This window comes from Clostridium sp. (assembly GCF_051656525.1).
Taxonomy (GTDB): domain Bacteria; phylum Bacillota; class Clostridia; order Clostridiales; family Clostridiaceae; genus Clostridium.
The window spans coordinates 41,272-60,420 of record NZ_JBOGCC010000278.1 but is presented as its reverse complement, the minus strand read 5'-3'; the positions used below and the strand labels follow the sequence as shown (position 1 = coordinate 60,420).

17 protein-coding genes are annotated in these 19,149 nt (G+C 44.6%); 12 read left to right on the top strand and 5 right to left on the bottom strand.

The features are described from left to right. The first annotated feature begins 12 nt into the window (after nt 1–12). From ACRDDY_RS13890 to ACRDDY_RS13875, 4 genes are read left to right on the top strand one after another with little or no spacing between them, the layout of a single operon-like run. The gene (locus ACRDDY_RS13890; protein WP_438565542.1) at nt 13–2,094 is read left to right on the top strand and encodes a hypothetical protein; all 2,082 of its coding nucleotides are present in this window, start codon (nt 13–15) and stop codon (nt 2,092–2,094) included. Between the two features lie 3 nt (nt 2,095–2,097). After that, nucleotides 2,098–4,092, top strand: a complete 1,995-nt coding sequence (locus tag ACRDDY_RS13885; RefSeq protein ID WP_438565541.1) for a hypothetical protein — start codon at nt 2,098–2,100, stop codon at nt 4,090–4,092. Between the two features lie 48 nt (nt 4,093–4,140). Then, nucleotides 4,141–5,673, top strand: a complete 1,533-nt coding sequence (locus tag ACRDDY_RS13880; RefSeq protein ID WP_438565540.1) for a DEAD/DEAH box helicase family protein — start codon at nt 4,141–4,143, stop codon at nt 5,671–5,673. Next, on the top strand, nt 5,670–6,026 hold the full coding sequence (locus tag ACRDDY_RS13875; RefSeq protein ID WP_438565539.1) for a hypothetical protein: 357 nt from the start codon (nt 5,670–5,672) through the stop codon (nt 6,024–6,026). The genes ACRDDY_RS13880 and ACRDDY_RS13875 overlap by 4 nt, the downstream gene beginning before the upstream one ends. Nucleotides 6,027–6,071: 45 nt before the next feature. Here the strand turns inward: ACRDDY_RS13875 and ACRDDY_RS13870 are convergent, their stop codons facing one another. The 3 genes from ACRDDY_RS13870 to ACRDDY_RS13860 form a co-directional block, all read right to left on the bottom strand. Next, nucleotides 6,072–6,350 (bottom strand): hypothetical protein, encoded by a 279-nt coding sequence (locus tag ACRDDY_RS13870; protein ID WP_438565538.1) that lies wholly within the window; start codon nt 6,348–6,350, stop codon nt 6,072–6,074. A gap of 128 nt (nt 6,351–6,478) precedes the next feature. Continuing rightward, nucleotides 6,479–8,056: a hypothetical protein gene (locus ACRDDY_RS13865; protein WP_438565537.1), complete on the bottom strand. Its 1,578-nt coding sequence runs from the start codon at nt 8,054–8,056 to the stop codon at nt 6,479–6,481. Then, nucleotides 8,053–8,619: a hypothetical protein gene (locus ACRDDY_RS13860; RefSeq protein WP_438565536.1), complete on the bottom strand. Its 567-nt coding sequence runs from the start codon at nt 8,617–8,619 to the stop codon at nt 8,053–8,055. The genes ACRDDY_RS13865 and ACRDDY_RS13860 overlap by 4 nt, the downstream gene beginning before the upstream one ends. 76 nt (nt 8,620–8,695) lie before the next feature. On the opposite strand from ACRDDY_RS13860, the gene ACRDDY_RS13855 reads away from it, so the two are divergent. The 6 genes from ACRDDY_RS13855 to ACRDDY_RS13830 all read left to right on the top strand — a co-directional run bounded on the left by ACRDDY_RS13855 (nt 8,696) and on the right by ACRDDY_RS13830 (nt 13,150). Then, entirely contained in the window at nt 8,696–9,586 is an 891-nt protein-coding gene (locus ACRDDY_RS13855; protein ID WP_438565535.1) for a hypothetical protein, read from the top strand. After that, the gene (locus tag ACRDDY_RS13850) at nt 9,552–10,835 is read left to right on the top strand and encodes a hypothetical protein (protein ID WP_438565534.1); all 1,284 of its coding nucleotides are present in this window, start codon (nt 9,552–9,554) and stop codon (nt 10,833–10,835) included. The genes ACRDDY_RS13855 and ACRDDY_RS13850 overlap by 35 nt, the downstream gene beginning before the upstream one ends. Nucleotides 10,836–10,842: 7 nt before the next feature. Beyond that, nucleotides 10,843–11,481, top strand: a complete 639-nt coding sequence (locus ACRDDY_RS13845) for a hypothetical protein (protein WP_438565533.1) — start codon at nt 10,843–10,845, stop codon at nt 11,479–11,481. A gap of 363 nt (nt 11,482–11,844) precedes the next feature. Next, nucleotides 11,845–12,228, top strand: coding sequence for a hypothetical protein (locus tag ACRDDY_RS13840; RefSeq protein WP_438565532.1), 384 nt, complete (start codon nt 11,845–11,847; stop codon nt 12,226–12,228). Nucleotides 12,229–12,260: 32 nt separating this feature from the next. Then, a complete protein-coding gene (locus ACRDDY_RS13835) occupies nt 12,261–12,737 on the top strand; it encodes a hypothetical protein (protein WP_438565531.1) in 477 nt (158 codons plus the stop codon). Next, a complete protein-coding gene (locus tag ACRDDY_RS13830; protein ID WP_438565530.1) occupies nt 12,734–13,150 on the top strand; it encodes a hypothetical protein in 417 nt (138 codons plus the stop codon). Before ACRDDY_RS13835 ends, ACRDDY_RS13830 begins: the two co-directional genes overlap by 4 nt. A gap of 451 nt (nt 13,151–13,601) precedes the next feature. Here ACRDDY_RS13830 and ACRDDY_RS13825 read toward each other — a convergent pair whose 3' ends face one another. Together ACRDDY_RS13825 and ACRDDY_RS13820 are read right to left on the bottom strand one after the other, a co-directional pair. Beyond that, complete coding sequence (locus tag ACRDDY_RS13825; RefSeq protein ID WP_438565529.1) at nt 13,602–14,588, bottom strand: hypothetical protein; 987 nt, start codon at nt 14,586–14,588, stop codon at nt 13,602–13,604. Beyond that, nucleotides 14,585–16,357, bottom strand: a complete 1,773-nt coding sequence (locus ACRDDY_RS13820; RefSeq protein WP_438565528.1) for a hypothetical protein — start codon at nt 16,355–16,357, stop codon at nt 14,585–14,587. Before ACRDDY_RS13820 ends, ACRDDY_RS13825 begins: the two co-directional genes overlap by 4 nt. A gap of 51 nt (nt 16,358–16,408) precedes the next feature. On the opposite strand from ACRDDY_RS13820, the gene ACRDDY_RS13815 reads away from it, so the two are divergent. Both ACRDDY_RS13815 and ACRDDY_RS13810 read left to right on the top strand, forming a co-directional pair. Continuing rightward, nucleotides 16,409–17,842, top strand: a complete 1,434-nt coding sequence (locus tag ACRDDY_RS13815; protein WP_438565527.1) for a hypothetical protein — start codon at nt 16,409–16,411, stop codon at nt 17,840–17,842. Further along, nucleotides 17,842–19,143: a M48 family metalloprotease gene (locus ACRDDY_RS13810; RefSeq protein ID WP_438565526.1), complete on the top strand. Its 1,302-nt coding sequence runs from the start codon at nt 17,842–17,844 to the stop codon at nt 19,141–19,143. Before ACRDDY_RS13815 ends, ACRDDY_RS13810 begins: the two co-directional genes overlap by 1 nt. Nucleotides 19,144–19,149 lie beyond the last annotated feature (6 nt).

Genomic DNA, 19,149 nt, shown 5'->3' with positions numbered 1-19,149 from the left:
CTGGAGTGTTATATGGATTTATCGGTACCTATTAGAACTGAGTATGTTGGTGGTTGTGCGGACATGATTCCGGCCATCACATGTAACTCAGCTTCGCGTGTACAGATGTTCACCTCACACGTAATTCAATCCACCACTTGCATAGGAATTGAGCCGCCTGCCACACTCACAGGCGTAGAAATGGAATATGCCAAATATGTAACTGGTGCGAAGGTTGGAGAGAACTGCCATATCCGTGCAATCGCTCGACGTTATTCAAACCGTGACCAGAATCCTGAGCCGGTTGAGATTGCGTTGTTCGTTTGGTTGGTAGAGTCTCGTAAACTTGATGTAATCATTATCGATACTTATCGTAGTGACCATCAATATTTTGGTTATGATCTGAACGTAAATGAAAACCTGCCTATCAAACAAGATGGATTCTTAAAGAAAGGCGAATGGTGCACACGCTCACCACGTGTTAAGAGCGATGGCATTAACGATGTCTATTCCACTGGCCTGCATGCGAACGCACTGACGGCTTCATCAATGGCGTGTATTGAAGATGCCATCGAAGTATCAGATGAGTTTGCTGCTGCAAATATGTCATATGGTTATCGCCGTAATCGCTTCTGGTTATCTCCTGGCGAAATCCTGTTGCTTGGTCATGGCACGGAAGAAAACCCTCGCCCTTGGCCACGCCGTGGTGAATTCGTTGGCGCCGATGGTATTCTGGTAGCCAAGCGTAAATTCAATCCACTGTTAGCAGCAGTAGAGTGCAACACAATGGCTCTGCGTGAAACATGTGGTATGTTCGACATGCCGATTACAGTTGAACCAGATTCAGAAGTAATCGACATTAAAGTTATCCGTAGTCCTGCAGATAACTCCAAGCGTATGGAAATTGCAACGCGTTGGTTAACTGAGGAAGAGCGTGAATGCCAATTGTTCTATTCTCAAATCCTGGAGTATTACTTCAAGATTGAAGGACAGCTGCAAGTTGAAGAAGTGAATGGTCGTAAGCGTCGCCACACCGAGCAGACATATGAGCTCACTGGCGCAGCACACCGTTTGTTCTTGGAAGCAATCGCACGTTTCCCATCAGATCCACGTATTAACGTAGACCGTAATAAATCCCGTCTTCAATTGCACTACGATGTAATTGACGAATGGTATGTTGAAATTATCACCAAGTACAAGATTCCGTTTAACGAAGGCAGTAAGATGACGGAACAGTGTGGTGGTAAAGGTTGTTGTTCTTCCATCCGTCCAGTAAAAGATATGCCGATTGATGAACACGGTAATATCATTCACGTAATCATGTCATCGTTGGCAGTACTCCGCCGTACAAACTTCACACGTACGTTCACGATGTTTATTAACGCAGCGCGTCGCGACAATCAGAAGCGTGTGCTTGACATTTACGAACGTGATGGTTTGAACGAAGCCTGGTACTACCTGATTTCGTTCTTGGAAGCAGCGTCTCCAATCTGGGCAGAGTGTGTACGCGAAACACACATGACAGATGCGCAGCGCCAAGATATGCTGGAAGAGTTGTATCACAATCGCCTCATCATTGCGATTCCTCATGAAACTCGTAAGATGATCGATGATATTCAGCGTGATATTCTCGAGAAGTTCCCGCCTAATAAATCCAAGTTGACGATGACCACCTATGATGGTCGTAAAGTACAAACGTTGAACACTCACATGACTGGTGAGTTGTACTTCATGCGTCTTGACAAAACTGGTAAAGACATGTCAGCAATTGCAGTCGGTACACGTCAGCACTTCGGTACAATCGCTAAACAGTCTCCAGCAGAGCGTGATCGTCGCTATATGCGCGAGCACCCAATTGCATGGATGGGCGAATCAGAGGCACGCCATCAGGCAGCTTACTGCCGCAGCGGTGTACTGGAAGAGCACCACGATCGTGCTAACAATCCGATTACTGCAGAAATGGCAGTTGAGAACATCATGACATCACACAACCCAATGCGGCTTAAGTATTTGGTTAACCGTGATGAATACCCGCTTGGACAGAGTTCGGCTGTTCGGTTGGTACACTCAGTATTGAACTGTGGTGGTGTTCGTTTGACATCTAATAAGGGGTAAGATGTGCTAGATTTTGATGATGCGCTAAAGTTAAGCCATGAACAAATTGTAAAGGAATACGACGCATTCGATTTCCATGAGCTGTGTTTCAAAGGCGATACGTTTAAAGTTCTTGGTTGTGATTTACACACATACTCAATCTTCTGGGATGTGTATCGTGAGAACCCAGATATTCCTCATGCGAAACATTTCCTGCTGAATTACAATGAGCTATTTACTGATAAGATCATGCAGAAGATCTTCTATAAGATCATCGAGCCGACCAAGTATAGCTCCAAGTACAACAAAAAGAAAATCTGGAAATCATGCTATCGGGCATACAATCGGATCTATAACTATGCAGCTATGGAACTGATGCCGTACATCGATAGTATCGATAGTTTTGCAATCATGCAATTGCTGAACGATCCAGAGATTCGTGATGCTAACCAGCGCGTGCAAGAAAAGCTTGCAGATGTTGAATATGGTTACGGCGTGTTTAAGCGCCGTTTAATCCATAAAGATCACGAAGATAACCCAATCTCCCGTGCATTTAAATACGGTACAGCTCCACTGCCACAGCTAAATCAGTCGTTTGTAGCGATTGGTCAGGTTACTGATATTGACTCCGTAGTTTACCTAAATGAGATTCGTCGTGGGTTTGCTATGGGGTACGTCGACGCTAACTCGATGGTTAAGGCATCCCGTTCTGCTGCAAAAGCTTTGTTGTTTAACAAATCTCCAGTTGCGGATGCAGAATACTTTAACCGTCGTTTACAGCTAGTCGGTAACTATATCACGACTGTTGCGCAGCATCATGATTGTGGAACAACAGATGCGCATGATGTAACATTGCCAGAAACTGAAAACTATTTCCGGTTATGGCATGGCATTACGTTAGTGCTTCCAGATGGTAAGACTCGTCCGATTAATCCAGACGATAAAGACCTCATGGGCAAACGTGTTAAAGTGCGCACTACATTATGTTGTCGTATGTTGCACAAGCAAACTGTCTGTTCAACATGCTATGGCGACATCGCATACAGCTTAGTCGATCGTATTGATAAAGACGCCCCAACCGCAAGACCTGAAGACCTCAATATCACTTCCAACCCTGGACACGTATCAACAACAGAGATTTGTGGCCCAGCAACACAGAAGGTTATTTCCACGAAGCACAGTGACTTCATCCGCTGCGTAATTAACATTGTATTGCCGGCAGAAGATCGTAGCTACATGGAAATGCACAGGAGTTTGGATAGTATCAAATTCAAAGAGCGATTGAGTGACCTGAAAGTTAAATTGCGGCTACATGCAGATGAGGTAAAAAATCTCATATCATTACTCTATATGGATGATCTGAGAAAGTTGCAGTTAGGCCATTTCTCTTCATTATCAACGTGTGATATTATCACGTACGATAATGATGGTTATGTAACGAACTCGCGACAAGCCAATCTGTCACGCCAAGCGACAAACCCATCTCTGTCAGCATCAATGTTGAAATATGTTGCGAAACGGAACTGGGAAACGCAGGGCAAGTACATTTTGATCGACTTAGATGAGTGGGATTATACAAAGCCGGTATTCACATATCAGCTTAAGCACGAGAACATGGCAGCGTTCGTAGATCGCCTGGAGTTGTTTATTCGTTCTACTTCGAACGATGAAGACACGAAAGGCAAGCGTAGTCACATGATGCGCTTGACACGATTTAACGATCCTACCGAAGCATTGATTGCAGCATTTATGTTGACCGCTGATAAGCTTGGCGTTAACGTAATGCACTTAGCAACAGTGCTAGCAGCTACGCGTGTAATGGACCCGGAAAACGGCGATTGGAGAATTGCTAATGGTCTGGGCGTCGGCAGATTTGCCGCACACGATGATATTATCACCAATCGGGATATAGCAGGTGCGTTCTTGTATCAGGGACAATTTGATACATTAACAGACCCAGCATCTTACCTATATGCCGACCGCGTACGCTCTCCGCTTAAACCACTCATCATGCCGTAATATTATAGTTGGGAGGCCTAGCCTCCCACTGCATGGGAGTCTGTACGCATGTCTACCGTTATTACAATGAGGGTTCTCAGGCGGTGTGTTGAATGTGTGTCTACGACATCAATCGGCTATAAGGTGATGGAGCAGTTCTGCCGTCGTGCACTTTTTAAGCCAGCATATTCTCCTCCGCCACAAGACAACAGATACGCTGAACCACCTGATCCAAATGACGGTGATTTCTTCTATATTCCAAACGAACGTTTAAGCACGATACTGATTCATCCATCGATGGCCACCAAGCTGAAGGAAGAATTAGGCTTAAACCGTATTCTGGTTACAATGTACGAAGACCGTGCTAAAATTATCCCTGGTAAAAAGGTTAAGTTTCGACCTAACTTTAGAATGGTGGAGCCAGAGGATTCTAAGTACGCCTGGCAGAATGCGGCAGCGCCACTGATAGTAAGTGGAGACCACAACGTATTCGAACTGCAAACAGGTAAAGGAAAAACCATTGCAGCAGAGAAGGGAGTTGCATTACGCCAAAGATTACCAATGTTCATTACTAAGCCAGCGTATTTGGCAAAGTGGAAAAGTGACATTGCGGGAGACTTGAACCTAACCGAAGGTGAAGACTTCTTCTTAATCGATAGCGTAGATACGCTAGAGGATCTTGTCAGGAAAGGCGGGAAACCTACAGCGAAAGCATATCTCTGTTCTTCGTTCACAATCGACAGATTCATTCAGAAATGGATGCATGAAGTTGATTCGATTCACCCGAATAAGATACTGCCATCATTAGGCGTTGATATAACTGTCTACGATGAAGCACACGAGCTTTTCCGTATGCAGTACTGGAGTTATATCGCGTTAAACGCAAACGCGGTACTGGACCTCTCAGGTACGTTAAAGCCCGATGATCCTTTTCTGAAGAAACGCTATTTAGAAAGATTCCCAGAGAATGTCCGTCTAGAAATGGAACTGGATATTTTCATAGACGTTGTCGGTTTAGCATTTGGGATGAGTGACCGTAAAGTCGTAAGGCGGGTTAACTCACAGCGGATGTATGCGCATCATGTATTCGAAAAAGGAATCATGAAGCGTAAGCAGATGATGTATCGGTATTTCGATATGTTATACCGTATTCTGGATAAATGGTATATTGCAGAATTCCAGCCTGGACAAAAAGCGTTGTACTTATTCTACACGCGTGAGATGTGTACGTTGTTTGCCACATACTTGCGCAATAAGACACAAGGCTTACGGATTTATCGTTACATACAGGATGATGATTTCGCAGAAACGGAAAACGCAGATGTTATTGTATCGACACACGGAAAGTCCGGTACAGCAGTTGACTATAAAGGCCTTATCTTAAACGTAATCGCGGTTTCTTTGAACGCCAGTCAGAAATCATTGCAGATGTTAGGCCGTACACGAGACGGATGTATTGAACGTTGGGGTATCCACCCTAAAGTAGTATACCCAATCTGTATGGATATACCGAAACAAGTATCGGTGTATAATCAGCGAAGAAAACTTCTAACTGGTAGAGTTCGGTCATTAATAACAATGAACTCTGGAGTCGTGATATGAGGCTTAGTAAGCTGGAGAACTTCCTGCGCCAAACCTTACTGACTTATAAAGGCATTGAGGCTTGTTTAGATAAGCTAGTGGATGGAACGTCAGACGAACATCTGGCTTTCCATAAACTATCAACAGAAGCCCACGTGGGCTTCTTTGAGTTCACCATTAAGAAAAATACGTACTGGTTACGTAGAGTATCTAACATCCGAAACACAGCGGGCTATGACAGTTATCAGTATCAGCTGACCAACATCAATCCGCAAGGTGAAGAAGATGACGTTAACATCAGATTCAGAATGTTTACAGATGTGTGGACAGAAGAATATACTGTTAACATGAACGTTGGAAGTATAAAGAAATAGCAGAGAGCCCCTCGCGGGGCTCCCTGTTTTTTTTTTGCCTTTGTACTAAATAATACCACTTCCTGGTATCACTGGGGTTGCAGCAGACCACTTAGTACACATAGCATCGTACTTACAAATAACCCAACGTGGATTAGCAATGTATTCAGGAAAGGATATATTAAGGAATTCCTTAACACACAAACGACGATAGTTTTCTAAACGAACGTCTAACAGTGTTTTCCCATCATACTTCTCAGACTCACCACGCCCAACCTGGTAACTACCGAGGTCAGAGCCAATGTATGAACTATACGCTTCTTTCAAAGCTACAGTTGCATCCATCGTGGTTCTCTTAACCCCGGTTAAATCACTCCGCATGACTTCATCGATTGGCGTTACAACTATATTGCGATCGCCTTCACGTGTAGTCCAACGTTTACTGATATTGCTACCTGGGAAGCTAGGGCTATTTATCGTCTGCTCTGAGTTCCACGCAGAATCTGCGTTTTCAGCTGCGTAAGCGTAAAAAAAATCCGATCAACTGGCAGCGGAACAATAGATTTCCAGACTTCATCTTCTTCAGTAAACAGATGCTTACCACAATGATTGCAAGTACGGTTCAAGTGACCAATAATGGTCATGCGTGACATCAGCTCAAAATCAGACACGGCGTTAATAAAGTTAACCACCAGCTCCAAGTCTGCAGAAGCACGAATCAATGCTTCTTCAATCTTATCGCGGTCAACAATAGTACTAACAGTACCACCGTACTCGATGTCGATGCTTGAAACATAATGACTATACTGCATCATAGCACGGCTAGCTTTCTGAGAATCCAGATAAGCTTCACGCTGCGCATCAGTATCGATACGTGCCAGTGATTCAGTGTTGTCTTTTTCGATTACGTTTAACCAGCGACGTGTAGCATAAGCATAGTCGGTGATTGTAGGCAATGCAAAGTTGTAAGTCACATTACCAAACTCAAACTTACCAACAGAAGTCGGGAGCTCAGCTTGATAATCATCATACTCTTTGTCCGGCAGACTCAGAGTGTTGCGATGCAGGATAGTCAGACAACGTTCAGTAAGACGTGACTTGTCTACCCATTGTGAGCGAGCGAAGAAAATGTCAGTAGCTTCACGGAATGCACAGCCGGCATTACTACAGGTAATTGCCCACGGGAAACCATGAGGATACATTGAGGTAAGTACCGCAGCCAACAGAATCTCAATTGATTCACGTCCGCGCAACTTACTACGCAGTGCAGCCTGGATATTACCATCGTGAGGAACGTTGGTCTTAACGACTAAGCTCAGTGCAAAGTCAACCAGTAGTCCGATATGAACACCCATGTCGGATGTCAGGCACACGCCGTGTGTTTCAAGACCTACACGAGCACGATCTTCAAGCAATTGCATTTCGATATTGATCAGTTCACTATCGAGTGCAGCACGCATGTGGATAACAACACCAGTGTTATGGAAAGTCCATTTAGTCGTTTGACCCAATTGGTTACTGGCACTGAAGATGCCCATCAGGTCGTTGCCTTTCGGACGAACCGCAGAAGGACTGGTACGATGATCTTCACCAACAATAACGTTGTTTGACCACTTGGAGCCATCAACCGCAGTACGGTCAATAAAGCCGGTCATTGGATAAGCATAATCCATTTGATCCTGGAATACGCCATTTTCAATAAGATCCGCATTATCGTTATTACGCATGAACGCAACTTCGATTGGCTCAGAAAGAGTACCGCCGCCAACGCCACGATAGATATCAACCATAGCTAATGGAATACGGAACTTGCCTTCGCCGAATTCCAATACCGCAGACTCGTCAACAGCGATTGGGCGGAAAGGAACCTTAAAAGGTTTAGGTGGCTCTTCAGCCTGTTCTTTTTTACCGTCATTTTCAGAAGGTTCTTTTGGCGCCTCTACAGGCGCCGCGGACTCTTCTTCTTCTGGTTCTGATTCCAGCTCCGGCATATCTACCGGCATACCTTCATCAATTGGCTCTTCGAATTGAAGGACGCTACGTGGTTTCATTCTTCAGCTCCTAAAATGTCATTAACTTCCAGTTCTGATACTGATTCAAACAGATCAGCGATCTGGTTGTCAACAATCAGGCTCTGTTCAATAACGCTCGCCGCAGACAGGATAATTGCATAAGCATCAGCCAGCATATCTTCGCGGTTTTCGTATTCAGTCGCTTCGAACTTAACGCGACTTGCTTCAGCTTCGTTACGTACCTTACGCAGATTGATCAGGTGTGCATCGATCAACAAGAGCTGGTCGCCGAAAACGTCAACGCGTTCTTCATTGGCTACCAGCCACTCTGCAGCTTTAGGGTTGGCGTGTACGTTGTCCATGAAGTCAATGACAGGACGAACAGCATTGCTGATCCGCATGATGTCTTCATCGATCAACGCGATGTAGTTGTTAATATACTCAACATGAGTAGCTTTGTTTGAGAATCGTAAAGTCATCCTGATTTTCGCCAATTTCTCGCGACGCGCCACACGCTTTTTATCGGCATTCTGACGCAGTTTGCGGCGAACACTCTTAGGAATATTGTGACGATTCGTCTTTTTTGATTTAGTGACTTTCATTAAAGAATACCTTATTGATGGTTAGTTTCTTTTGACCATATTAATAAAGAACATGTTGCAAATAACCGGAGCAATTATGAGTGATCTATACGATGCGCTTTGTACAGAGCGCACACAACACCGTGCAGAGATAATTTGCTCACTGCATGACCTGTTGGAAGACGAAGGCTATGTGGATATGTTTGCATGCCGTCTACCACAATACATTTACGATCGTGATATTATTGGCCGCATCGACAAGATCGAAGCCATAATTATTCAGGCGGGGTGTAACCATCTACGTGATGCCGGCATTGAAGTTGTTTATGACGATGTACATCGCCAACCTGACATTCTGCTTGAAATGATCACAACAATCTTTATAACGATTGACAATTGGGAAGACTACGAGTCACTAATAGACATGATCTCTTCCGAGTCAGCGTTCGGATTATCCACAGTAATAGCAGTAGTATCCGGTACACTAGAACCATCCAAGTATATGGATGTGATTACTAGCGTAGAAGACCGTGTATACAAAATGCTGATTAATTACGTAAATCACAAGATGAAGACAGAAGGTGATGACAATCCAGAACGTATGGATAAGAAGATCGTTGACCTTATCCGTGAATTCTGCAAGCGTTGCCCTACTAACCCAGTAGCTGTTGCATATACGATCTCTGGGATTGAAGTAGCCGACGAAGCCATCATGTCTACGATTGACTACGAATATGAAGAACTGGCACCTCAGCAATATTATAAGAATATCTCCGAGGCGATTGTTGGTCTCATTGTTCGACGTGAAGCGTTCTATACTGACGGCTATGATTTGATCTGTAAATACGCAGATCTGTTAATCGAATCAGATGAACCACGTGATAACCTAGCTATCTGTAAAGCAGCTAATATGTTACTCAAAGATATCTATAACTATGTAGAGAAAGAACACGATGAAGAAATTCGATCTATTTCTGCTGGCATGTAAAGCAGAACGCTGGAAATGGAGATCGTGGACATCTACGATCTTTAACGTATCCAGACTGCCGCCAGACTTCGTGCCGGAACCTTACGATATTGATTATCGTGAGGACGGTATTTACTATTACGATGGACAACTAAAGGCTTGGGCTATCATTGAAGATGCTAAAGCCGGAGAACCGTTATATGATTTTAGATACGCAATGGATTTTCCAGCTGATCACTTCCCTAATCATCCTAAGCCAATTCGTACAACGTACGGCCGAGCCATTTATAATTGGATTTGCGTAATCTGGCCATTCGGGGACAAGGTAGAGTTCCAGAACAAGAAGATGAATGCTAAGTCTTTAGTACCAATCTTCGCTCCCCGCACAGTCGATGATGATGTAGACACTAATGGAACTAACTTAGTTAAAGCATCAAATGTAGAAAACCATTTGACCGCCTTATCTCAGTTGACATCGTTAGCGCCACTGATTGCACCAACCGGTAGTGAGCGTACATTCATCGCGTCTAAAGAAGTTCGGAAATTCATCAAAGCTGAACTTGCTAAATGTGGTGGCAAGCCAACGCGTCAACAACTGGTAGAGATCAGTAAGCAGGCAGTTGAGCTTGACAAGAAATATCTGGCAGAAGACGGTGAGTCACTCGACTTCTATGTGTCTGGCGCAACACTTAAGGTTCGTCGATTCAAGCAGTTGTATATGTTCGGTGCAGTAGATGCGTTCCACGAAGATGGTGATTATGACTTAATCACTGAATCGTTGGATGAAGGTATACCAACAGATAAACTACCTGCATTGTTTAACGATGCTCGTCAAGGTTCCTTTGACCGTGGTGCGGATACTGCAAAAGGTGGTTACGGTGTATCTAACTACATGCAGATCACACAGAACATCAAAGTATCACCTGAACCATGCGGTACTAAAATTACGCAGACCATTAAGCTTGATGACCATAGTCTGAAGCTATACGGCATCGATGCAGGATTCAACAAGATGGTTACTGGTAAAGCAATGCCGATTGACAAGTCTGATGTCGGTAAAGTAATCCAGATGCGTCGACCATTACTATGTAAACATAAGCCACCTGGTTTCTGTGCTGACTGCGTAGGCCACATCATGTCCAAGACCGAACGTGGTGCAGCATCAGGTATCACACAGATACAATCATATATCATGTACGGCTTTATGAGTGCGATGCATGGTAACGAACAGGATACGGCTGAGTATGATTTCCGTAGACATATCCGTTGAGGCAACTATGAATAGCGAATTAGAAGAACTGTTGAACACCGATGCAGCTCAAGCCGAAGATGGCGTAGAGATGCCATTGGAAGAACCAAAGAAGAACCCAGCACCTCAGCAGAAAGAGCGTCGTGAAGTTCAGCAACCGAAAGCACAAAACCCGGTAAATGACAAGCCGCCTCTGCGTAAAGCCAACCCTGACATGTTTAATAAAGTTGCGGTAGTTGGCCCGGCACATAATCCGGCGCGTGTATCTATCTGTAAAGATACGATCAATCGTTTTAACCACGAATGTCGTAAGGTTGCAGAAAACGTACAGCTGCGTGCAAGCGCTACTTCAGGTTTATACAACACGTTCCGTAGCCTGACTACACTGAACCGTGACGACGTCCATGAAGTATTGCAGCACTTGCTGGATACCATCAAGTCGTCTGAAACCGGTGCATTCGAGCGTACGCTGGTCTTCTCCAACGTACATCACCTGAAGGCATCAGAGCGTGAGCTGATGATTCGTATGCTGCATCTGATGACAGTGTATGCTGAAACAGTTAACCCGAAAGCAGTGCGTCGTCGCGCTAACCCAAGCTATGCGGTTTCACTGTATGCTTCAGAAGCAACACGTCTGAACATCGATTCGTTCTTCCCTGAAGAATAAAAACTAAAGCCTACCCCGAAAGGGGTAGGTTTATAATGAAATTTTTTTCAGACATATATTATCTTGGTGAACAGTGACAATAACGTTACTAATTTTGGATTGAGGACTCGCATCATGACTATTCAAGTACCAGCTTCCCGCATGTATGCGGGTCTTAAAATTGAAACCCAGTTCGAAACCAACGGCGTAAATGCCGATTGGTTAAGAGCATGCATCAATGAGTGCACTGCACCTAAGAATCGATTAGACGATTCAGCAACTGATGTCTGCCGATTGGTAGTGATTGGTAAATTCGTGGGTGTACCTGGATTAAATCATATTACTATTCCAAAGTGCAGAATGCACTAATCTTGGAGATTAGATATGAAGGATTTGAAACGGTTCAATCATGATACAATGATTGAAAATGCCACTATTGAGAAAGTGGCAGTAGTGGAGAAAGAGCTATGGGATGGTAAGCGTAAACCTTTCCCATATGCAAGCGATAAAGCATATCGCGTGTATAAAAGATTCCCACAGCTTCGGTTAGAACCGGCCGAAGCTGAAGCAGTGCTGAAATCAAAGGTGCCAAGAATGGCATTGGCTGGTCACTCTGCATTATATCCAGAGAAGACTTGCTTCTTCATCGATGGAAGATACTTTACCAGAGTTGATTTTGAGCTCTGGTCGGTAGTGGATCTACGTGGAAAGCTCCCAAAAGACTGGGAGTGTGAGATCTTTAACAAGCCACAGTACTGTGGCATCTAAGTAACACAACGATTTTTTAATGGAGAAATAGAATGCGAAACATCCCAAATCAGAAGCGCTCACGCGCTCGCGTAGATCACGTGAAAGCTGTAGCGAACGAATACTTTAAGTATATAACACCAGCGTCTGTTGATGCCGGTTCGTTGGCAGCGGCAGCTGGAGTAACGCGCACCTCGCTGTATCGTTACTTCTATGATATCGATGTTATTGCTGTAGAACTGTGGAAAGACGCTGAGAAGGAAGTCAGCAATAAGATCAATTCGCAGATAGCCCCAGTAACTATCGAAGCTTATATGGGCGCAATTTCAGCAACGTTAAGCAATCTGCCAAGTATTGTATTAGATATGGCAGAGCGTATGCCGCTCAACACAGGCGGTTTTGATGACGCCGTGGTTAAATGGCATATCACTTGCCCATCGCTATCATTTGAAACTTTCCGTACTGCAGTACGTATTGCTGCACGTATTGGCTCTGATGCTTCAATCGCGTTCGTGCGAGGTTCTAAGTGAATCTTAAACCACGCGCTACCGCCCCGGAAGTTTTACGCCACTTAATAATCAATATGCACAAGTACGTGCAGGGTGATTATAGAGAGGCATTGTCTATTCAACAGATCTGCGATAAAGCCGGTATCCGCAGAAACATGTTTTACAAAGCTGGAATGACGATAGAGGAACTGGTAGCTAACAACTACCTGTACTTGCTGTCAAAGGCATATGCTAAACTTCTCAAAGGTGAGCGTGCACATGTGATAGCCTCGATGTATTTCAGTAAGCTAACGCCTATATACATGGCAGTTATTACTGATTATATGAATCGTAATCCAGCTAATGCCAATGCGGTGTGGAGCATGGTGGAGCGTCTGGAAGATTTGCGGCTAGACGAAGATATGTGCAAAGCAATTATCTTTAGGGAATTCTGATGTATAAGAACAAATCGGACGTTCTTAATGCAGCAATTGAATACGTGCGGGTCGCAAGTAAAGACCCGTTATGGGGGTTAGGAGTAGACCATATCGCTAAAGATATCGGTGTCTCCAGATGTAGGTTATATCGAGTGATTGTTGGCGGTGTGGAGGGCATCGCCGCAGCATTGATAGAATCAGAACTATCCAAACTCAGTAACCATTTGACGTTTATTCCGAATGGTCACACTGACAAGATAGTTGGATTGGTACGAATTACTTTGCGTGAATGCAACGCAAATATTGTATCCACTGCTGCATCCATTATCCCGGACTTCTATGATAGAGTATACTTAGTACTCCGAAAGAAATTTACCGCGGACTGCGCTCGTCAAATCTTAGATTTGGCAAGTGTGGAATAGCAGAGAGCCCCTTGCGGGGCTCCCTGTTTTTTTTTGTCTTGCTACAGTTAGAACTGGAATTCATCACTGCTGCTATTGTCGTCTGTTTCTGGTTTTGCTGGTTCCGGTGGTTCGGTAGGCTGAGTTGGTTCAGCCGCAGGCTCTGCTGGTTTGTCACCTTTGCCTTCGAAGTCGAAGTCGTCATCATTATCAGGCTCAGCTGCAGGCTCAGCTGGTTCAGCTGGCTGTTCTGGCTCAGTAACTGGAGCCGGTTCGCCTTTACCGTTAAAATCAAAATCATCGTCATCATTATCGCCGGTGCTAGCCGGTGTGTCTTGCGCAGGGGCAGTTTCAGCGGGTGGTAACTGTGGTTGCTCCATGGTCTTACCGTTCAGGTTATAAACGGTAGAATATAGCGCATCGATCAACTGACGCTCACTATCGTCTTTGGTACGCGCATCAATAACCTGCTCACATTCGATAGGAATTGCATCTTGTACATCCGCAACATCGAGAACGATATCACGAACTTCCAGTTCGATCTTAACCCATGGTGAAATAGTAGCTAGGTCAAGGTTGTCGTCTGGATTCAATGTATCCATGAACAGATCGATCTGCCACATCAGCAGTGTACCGTCTTTGTATTTGATCTGTACGCCAGACGGCGTCTTAGCCGGAACAAAGTAACGAACGCGCGCAGTAATCGACTGTGACAATAGGAACAAAGGCTTAAGGAAACCAACAGGTATTTCTACGGTCTCCTCAATAGATTCCATTTCACTGATTTTAAGCTTGCGCTCCAGTTTAGTTGTAGATTGCTTGTTCTTATTAGGGAAATGACGTAAACGTAATTTACCGTTCTCACGATCCCCACCTAGTGACGCTTCAATGAACACTTGGCTGGTGACTTCATGGTCATTCTTAAACCCAGTCACCAGTTTAGCCACGTCAACTTTACCAAAGAACGAATATTCACGTTCTAAGGTACTGGAGACAGTACTAGTTGCCTCCCGTTCCTCGTCTTTAAATAATGCCGAGATTTCTGAAAGTTTCACGCTGCTTTATCCTCATCATCTAAGTTAAATCTCTGGCTAAAGTACTCATCCCAGTCTTCGAAGGATGCACAGCCGGCCAATTCGATTGCAATCTCTACAGCATTCATCTGACCACCGGTCAGGTTGATACCTTGCTGTCTTCGTGTCTGGTCATCAACACCATCGATATTGATAACCTCAATGATAGTAGTCTTCTTACTACCATTCGATATTACTTCGCCTGTTGGATACGCCTGTAGAATATCAGCATCGTTAGTCTGTACCCGGAATTTAGTCCTGAGTTCAGGTACCTCGCTAATACAGAACAGTCCGTCGTTAACAACACAGTAGCTGTTAAGCGTACAAATCCAGCCGCTAATACCAACCACATCATCGTCAAGCTCAGAAGTAATGTCAGCACCCACACAGCCTGGGATAAATCCACGTTTAGGCCATACGTTGTGCAATACGTCCACCACTCGACGCGGTAACGATGGTAAGTAATCGTATCCGCTACTTTCCATAAGTACTGAGATAGTAAGACCGATATCGTTAGTCTTCTCATCCAGCATCTCAATAGATATACAGTCGAATAATGCATAGACACAGTATTCCAAAGGAAAATCACGTTGCATAACAACGTGCCACTTCAGACCAGAGTACTTGTCTGCTTCAGGAATACGTAACTTGCGAGTACCCATATGACGACTAAGAACACCATCCAATGTATAGTCAGGTTCATTACCTGACGCAACACGAATTTTCTTAAACAGACACATGGCATCGACGATATAGTAGCTAGCAGTTGTATAAACTACGTGCCACAAGTCAGCAGGATGCTTACTAATGGACTTGGAGTTAGTCTCTTTAATAAGCTTGTCTTGTTTGTACCAGAATCTACGATAACCGTCAGGAACCATCGGGTCTGAGAATGCATCTTCAGGAGCAATGCCAATCTTAGCCAATGCGCTGGTAAGGTGAGGTAAGTCGTAGTCCATGTTCCAGATAGCAACGAAGTCTGGACGCCAAATATGCGTTAGTCTAAGTGCTTCTAAAACAATATGTCCCGGAGTGTCACCTAAGAACAGTGTAATGTCGCCGCCACGTTCCTTAGGAACATCGTAAACCTTCTGCGGTTTAGGCTTTAACTTACTCTTGTCATCACGCACGGTAATAACCGAGAGCAGTTCTTTAAACTTAGCAGGTAACGTGTCTTTGATATCACCATACTTAGCAGTGATCTTATCAGCCCACCACTTTACGACACCAATGTATTTCTCAGTTCCCATTGTTAGCGTAACGATGATAGTTTCGTTAGTACCGAATACTACATCACGCTCGGTATCTAGTACAGCTACTTTGTTCCGGGTTACGAGGTTAGGCCACTTATCACGATACATCGACTTGAGGTGTGTAGCAGGTAACAAGTCTGCACCATACACGTACGGGCTACTACAAACATCTTTAAGACGCTTGCGTGGGTTAGCCATACGATCGCCTAAAGCTAACTGAATTTTCTCGTGCATTGTGGCACGGTTACACATGTATTTCTGTAACTTGTCTATCTCTTCAGCTTCTTTTTTGTCCTTGTGATTACGATATGGCTTTCTGGTGATATAAAACGGATACTGATAGTTCTCAATTAGACGTACCCGTGGTATATGACGGTTGTCTTTTGTATGAATTACTTCCTTGACTAGAAGTAGATCGTCTCTCGAATTGACCGTTGACTGAGCGTAAGCAACGTGCTTACACTCGATGCCTAAAATGTCTTCTGGGTTAAGTTTCATGATCGTTATCCCGGCTTCCCAAACATATAATATCGACAGGAGTATTATTTAATGGATGAGTTCGATCCTCTACAGAACTACAGTATTACAGGCAAGTCGTCACACGCCGATACGATTTTAGGATTGGAAAATATCCGTAATCAAATCGCACGTGATGGCATGTCTCGTGAACTGTATTATGCTGCCGAACAAGTATCACCTGGTTCTTTAGTAGGCCACGGTATCAACGTTCGTAAGCTGACAATGCATCCATCAGATACTGGCCGTAAGCTAGCGATGGAAGCAATTGATGTGGCTGCAGCCGCAAAAGGTGCTGCCGGTATGCTCGGCACTGGCGGTACTATTGCAGTTGGTGCAGCATTGGCTGGTGGTGTAGGCTATGCACTATACCGATTCTACAAATGGATTCGCAGCAAGATGGACAGCTCTAAGAAAGAGCCGGCCGATAAATCCAGTAATGGTACTGCATCAGAAGCGTCTGGCAACTACGCTACCAAAGTATCAAGCATCGCGTTACCAACCGATGATGAAAGTAAAAAGCTACTGGAAGAGAAAACCGCAGGCAAGGACAAAACAGTTGTCGGCGTAGTTAACTATGCGATTGGTTGTGCTAAGAAGTTTGATTTCCAACCTTCCACCACAGCTGCGCTTTGTGACCGCGTTATCACACTGATGGATCCTAAGTTCGGTGATGGGGCACTGCCGATTCTGTATCAGTTATTGCAGAAGAAAGAAAACGTACCTCAGTACTGGTTAGTACAAGACATGGTCAAAGTGCAAGAGCTCCAAGGCCTGATCGAATACGTATCATGGGTATGTAAGCTGATACCGCTGGTGGCTAAACCGTTGGCAGATGGCGATTCCATTGACAAGCGTGTAAGCGAAATCGTCAAGGCGTATCAAGAAGGCGGCATTACTGTAAGCGTTAGTGAGTTCAAAGACAGTAACGCTAAGGAAGGCTTCCTGAAGACAATGCTGACCAAGCTGCTTGGCGTTAAGTGGACACAGAACCCTACTTTGCGTGATATCATCGAAGGCAAGAAAGTCGGTGAAGTGTCAGAGTCAACCCACAATACTCTGGCAGACATCTCAAAAGGTACTTACTCCATCTATGCTGGTTTGCCTGGCTCTGGTCTGTCTGCACAGCAGAAAGCAATCGGCGAAGAAGAGTTCGGTAAGACCGTTGCAATGTACGATGATTCCAGTAGCGGTGTCCGTGCAGGTATTGAACGATGTATCGCAGCAATGGCTATGCAGTGGAGCGCTTGCGCATCAGAATTAGGTAAGTCTGACTTTACCGAAAGCGATGCCAAGAACATGGCCACGATCCAGACTGACGGCAATACTGAAATTGGTATGGCTTACTCTGCTCTGGCACAGTCAATCACCAAGCATGCTGGCTACGCACTGCGTATCAAGTCAACGTATGACCAGATCTCAAATGTACTGGCCGACATTTCCAATAAGTTCAAGGAAAAAGACTGATGCCATACTCACATCCACTATTTGAGTTCATGCCAGAATACCGTATCGGTAATGAAGCAATCGCTTATCAGATGAATTCAAAGTTGAAGTCTCGGTTAATCGATGCTGTGCATAAACTGCGTTCTGTTGGCGTGTATACTGCTGAAGGCGTTAATGCCAGTGGTATTATGCAAGCCATCAAAGAAGAAACCGGTATTGACATTCGTGTTAAGTGCGATATGACACCGTTGGTTAATGCGTACGTGTATGTACCATCGCTTGATCGCAACAATCCGCTGATACCGAACTTCATGCGCGGTTGGCAATCGAATACCGATTTGGAACAGGTCCTAAACTTCACCAACGGTAAGTTTAACGGGATTATCGACCGTAAGAACGCCCGAGTAGAAGGTACATTCAGTAAGATGTCTGTGCCTCTATATATCACACGCGGTCTGTTGGAAAACACCGAACGCTTCAGCGATGCAGAAGTTGCTGCAATTGTTTCTCATGAAATCGGTCACGTATTCTACTACTTTGAATGCCTGATTGAGCTGGTGGGTATCAACTACGCTGCACTCTATACCACGCAGAAGGTCCTCAAGACTGGGCGTGACGTAGATCGCGTTAAGTTACTGACTGCATATGAGAAAGCGGTCGATGCAACGCTGGAAGACAAAGAGACAATCTGTAATTCCGAATCAGCAGAGTCTATCTTCATCCACTTGGTATCCGATACTGTTAAGCAGCGTCGTAGTGCTGAAGGTGATGAGATGTACACACTGCGTGGTTTTGAATTCGTATCTGACCAATTCGCCACACGTCATGGTTTTGGCGCAGAGTTAGGTACTGGGTTAGCCAAGATCTATCAGATGTACGGTAGTTCTTCTACTCGCAGTACATTATCACACATCCTGATTAACGTCTTCGGTACTGTGATTGTATTGGCATCTCTGGTTTATCTGGCAGTGTCTGGCTTTGCATTATTCAGTCTACTGTCTGCAGTCTTGATTGTGGGATGTAACCCAGAGTTCAAGATTTACGACGATCCAGAGGAGCGACTCAACCGTATTCGTAATGAAATGGTTGGCTCTCTGAAGCAGGCCGACACAGATGCACGTGATGCGATCGTTTCAAACATCAAAGTTCTGGATGAAGCATTAGCTACTCTGAAAGATAAGCCTGATGTACTGGAAGCGATTTGGCATTACCTGATTCCAACAGGCCGTAAGATCAAAGCTTCACGTGAATTCCAGCAGACCCTGGAAAAATTAATGAACAACGATCTTTTTGTGGCTAAGGCACAACTGGATTCATTCTGAGGAGTA

Coding starts and splice junctions, on each gene's coding strand:
- ACRDDY_RS13860 (WP_438565536.1), bottom strand. CDS start 8,619: ATGAAAGTCACTAAATCAAAAAAGACGAATCGTCACAATATTCCTAAG.
- ACRDDY_RS13880 (WP_438565540.1), top strand. CDS start 4,141: ATGTCTACCGTTATTACAATGAGGGTTCTCAGGCGGTGTGTTGAATGT.
- ACRDDY_RS13890 (WP_438565542.1), top strand. CDS start 13: ATGGATTTATCGGTACCTATTAGAACTGAGTATGTTGGTGGTTGTGCG.
- ACRDDY_RS13845 (WP_438565533.1), top strand. CDS start 10,843: ATGAATAGCGAATTAGAAGAACTGTTGAACACCGATGCAGCTCAAGCC.
- ACRDDY_RS13820 (WP_438565528.1), bottom strand. CDS start 16,357: ATGAAACTTAACCCAGAAGACATTTTAGGCATCGAGTGTAAGCACGTT.
- ACRDDY_RS13835 (WP_438565531.1), top strand. CDS start 12,261: ATGCGAAACATCCCAAATCAGAAGCGCTCACGCGCTCGCGTAGATCAC.
- ACRDDY_RS13840 (WP_438565532.1), top strand. CDS start 11,845: ATGAAGGATTTGAAACGGTTCAATCATGATACAATGATTGAAAATGCC.
- ACRDDY_RS13810 (WP_438565526.1), top strand. CDS start 17,842: ATGCCATACTCACATCCACTATTTGAGTTCATGCCAGAATACCGTATC.
- ACRDDY_RS13850 (WP_438565534.1), top strand. CDS start 9,552: ATGAAGAAATTCGATCTATTTCTGCTGGCATGTAAAGCAGAACGCTGG.
- ACRDDY_RS13855 (WP_438565535.1), top strand. CDS start 8,696: ATGAGTGATCTATACGATGCGCTTTGTACAGAGCGCACACAACACCGT.
- ACRDDY_RS13875 (WP_438565539.1), top strand. CDS start 5,670: ATGAGGCTTAGTAAGCTGGAGAACTTCCTGCGCCAAACCTTACTGACT.
- ACRDDY_RS13815 (WP_438565527.1), top strand. CDS start 16,409: ATGGATGAGTTCGATCCTCTACAGAACTACAGTATTACAGGCAAGTCG.
- ACRDDY_RS13870 (WP_438565538.1), bottom strand. CDS start 6,350: ATGGATGCAACTGTAGCTTTGAAAGAAGCGTATAGTTCATACATTGGC.
- ACRDDY_RS13865 (WP_438565537.1), bottom strand. CDS start 8,056: ATGAAACCACGTAGCGTCCTTCAATTCGAAGAGCCAATTGATGAAGGT.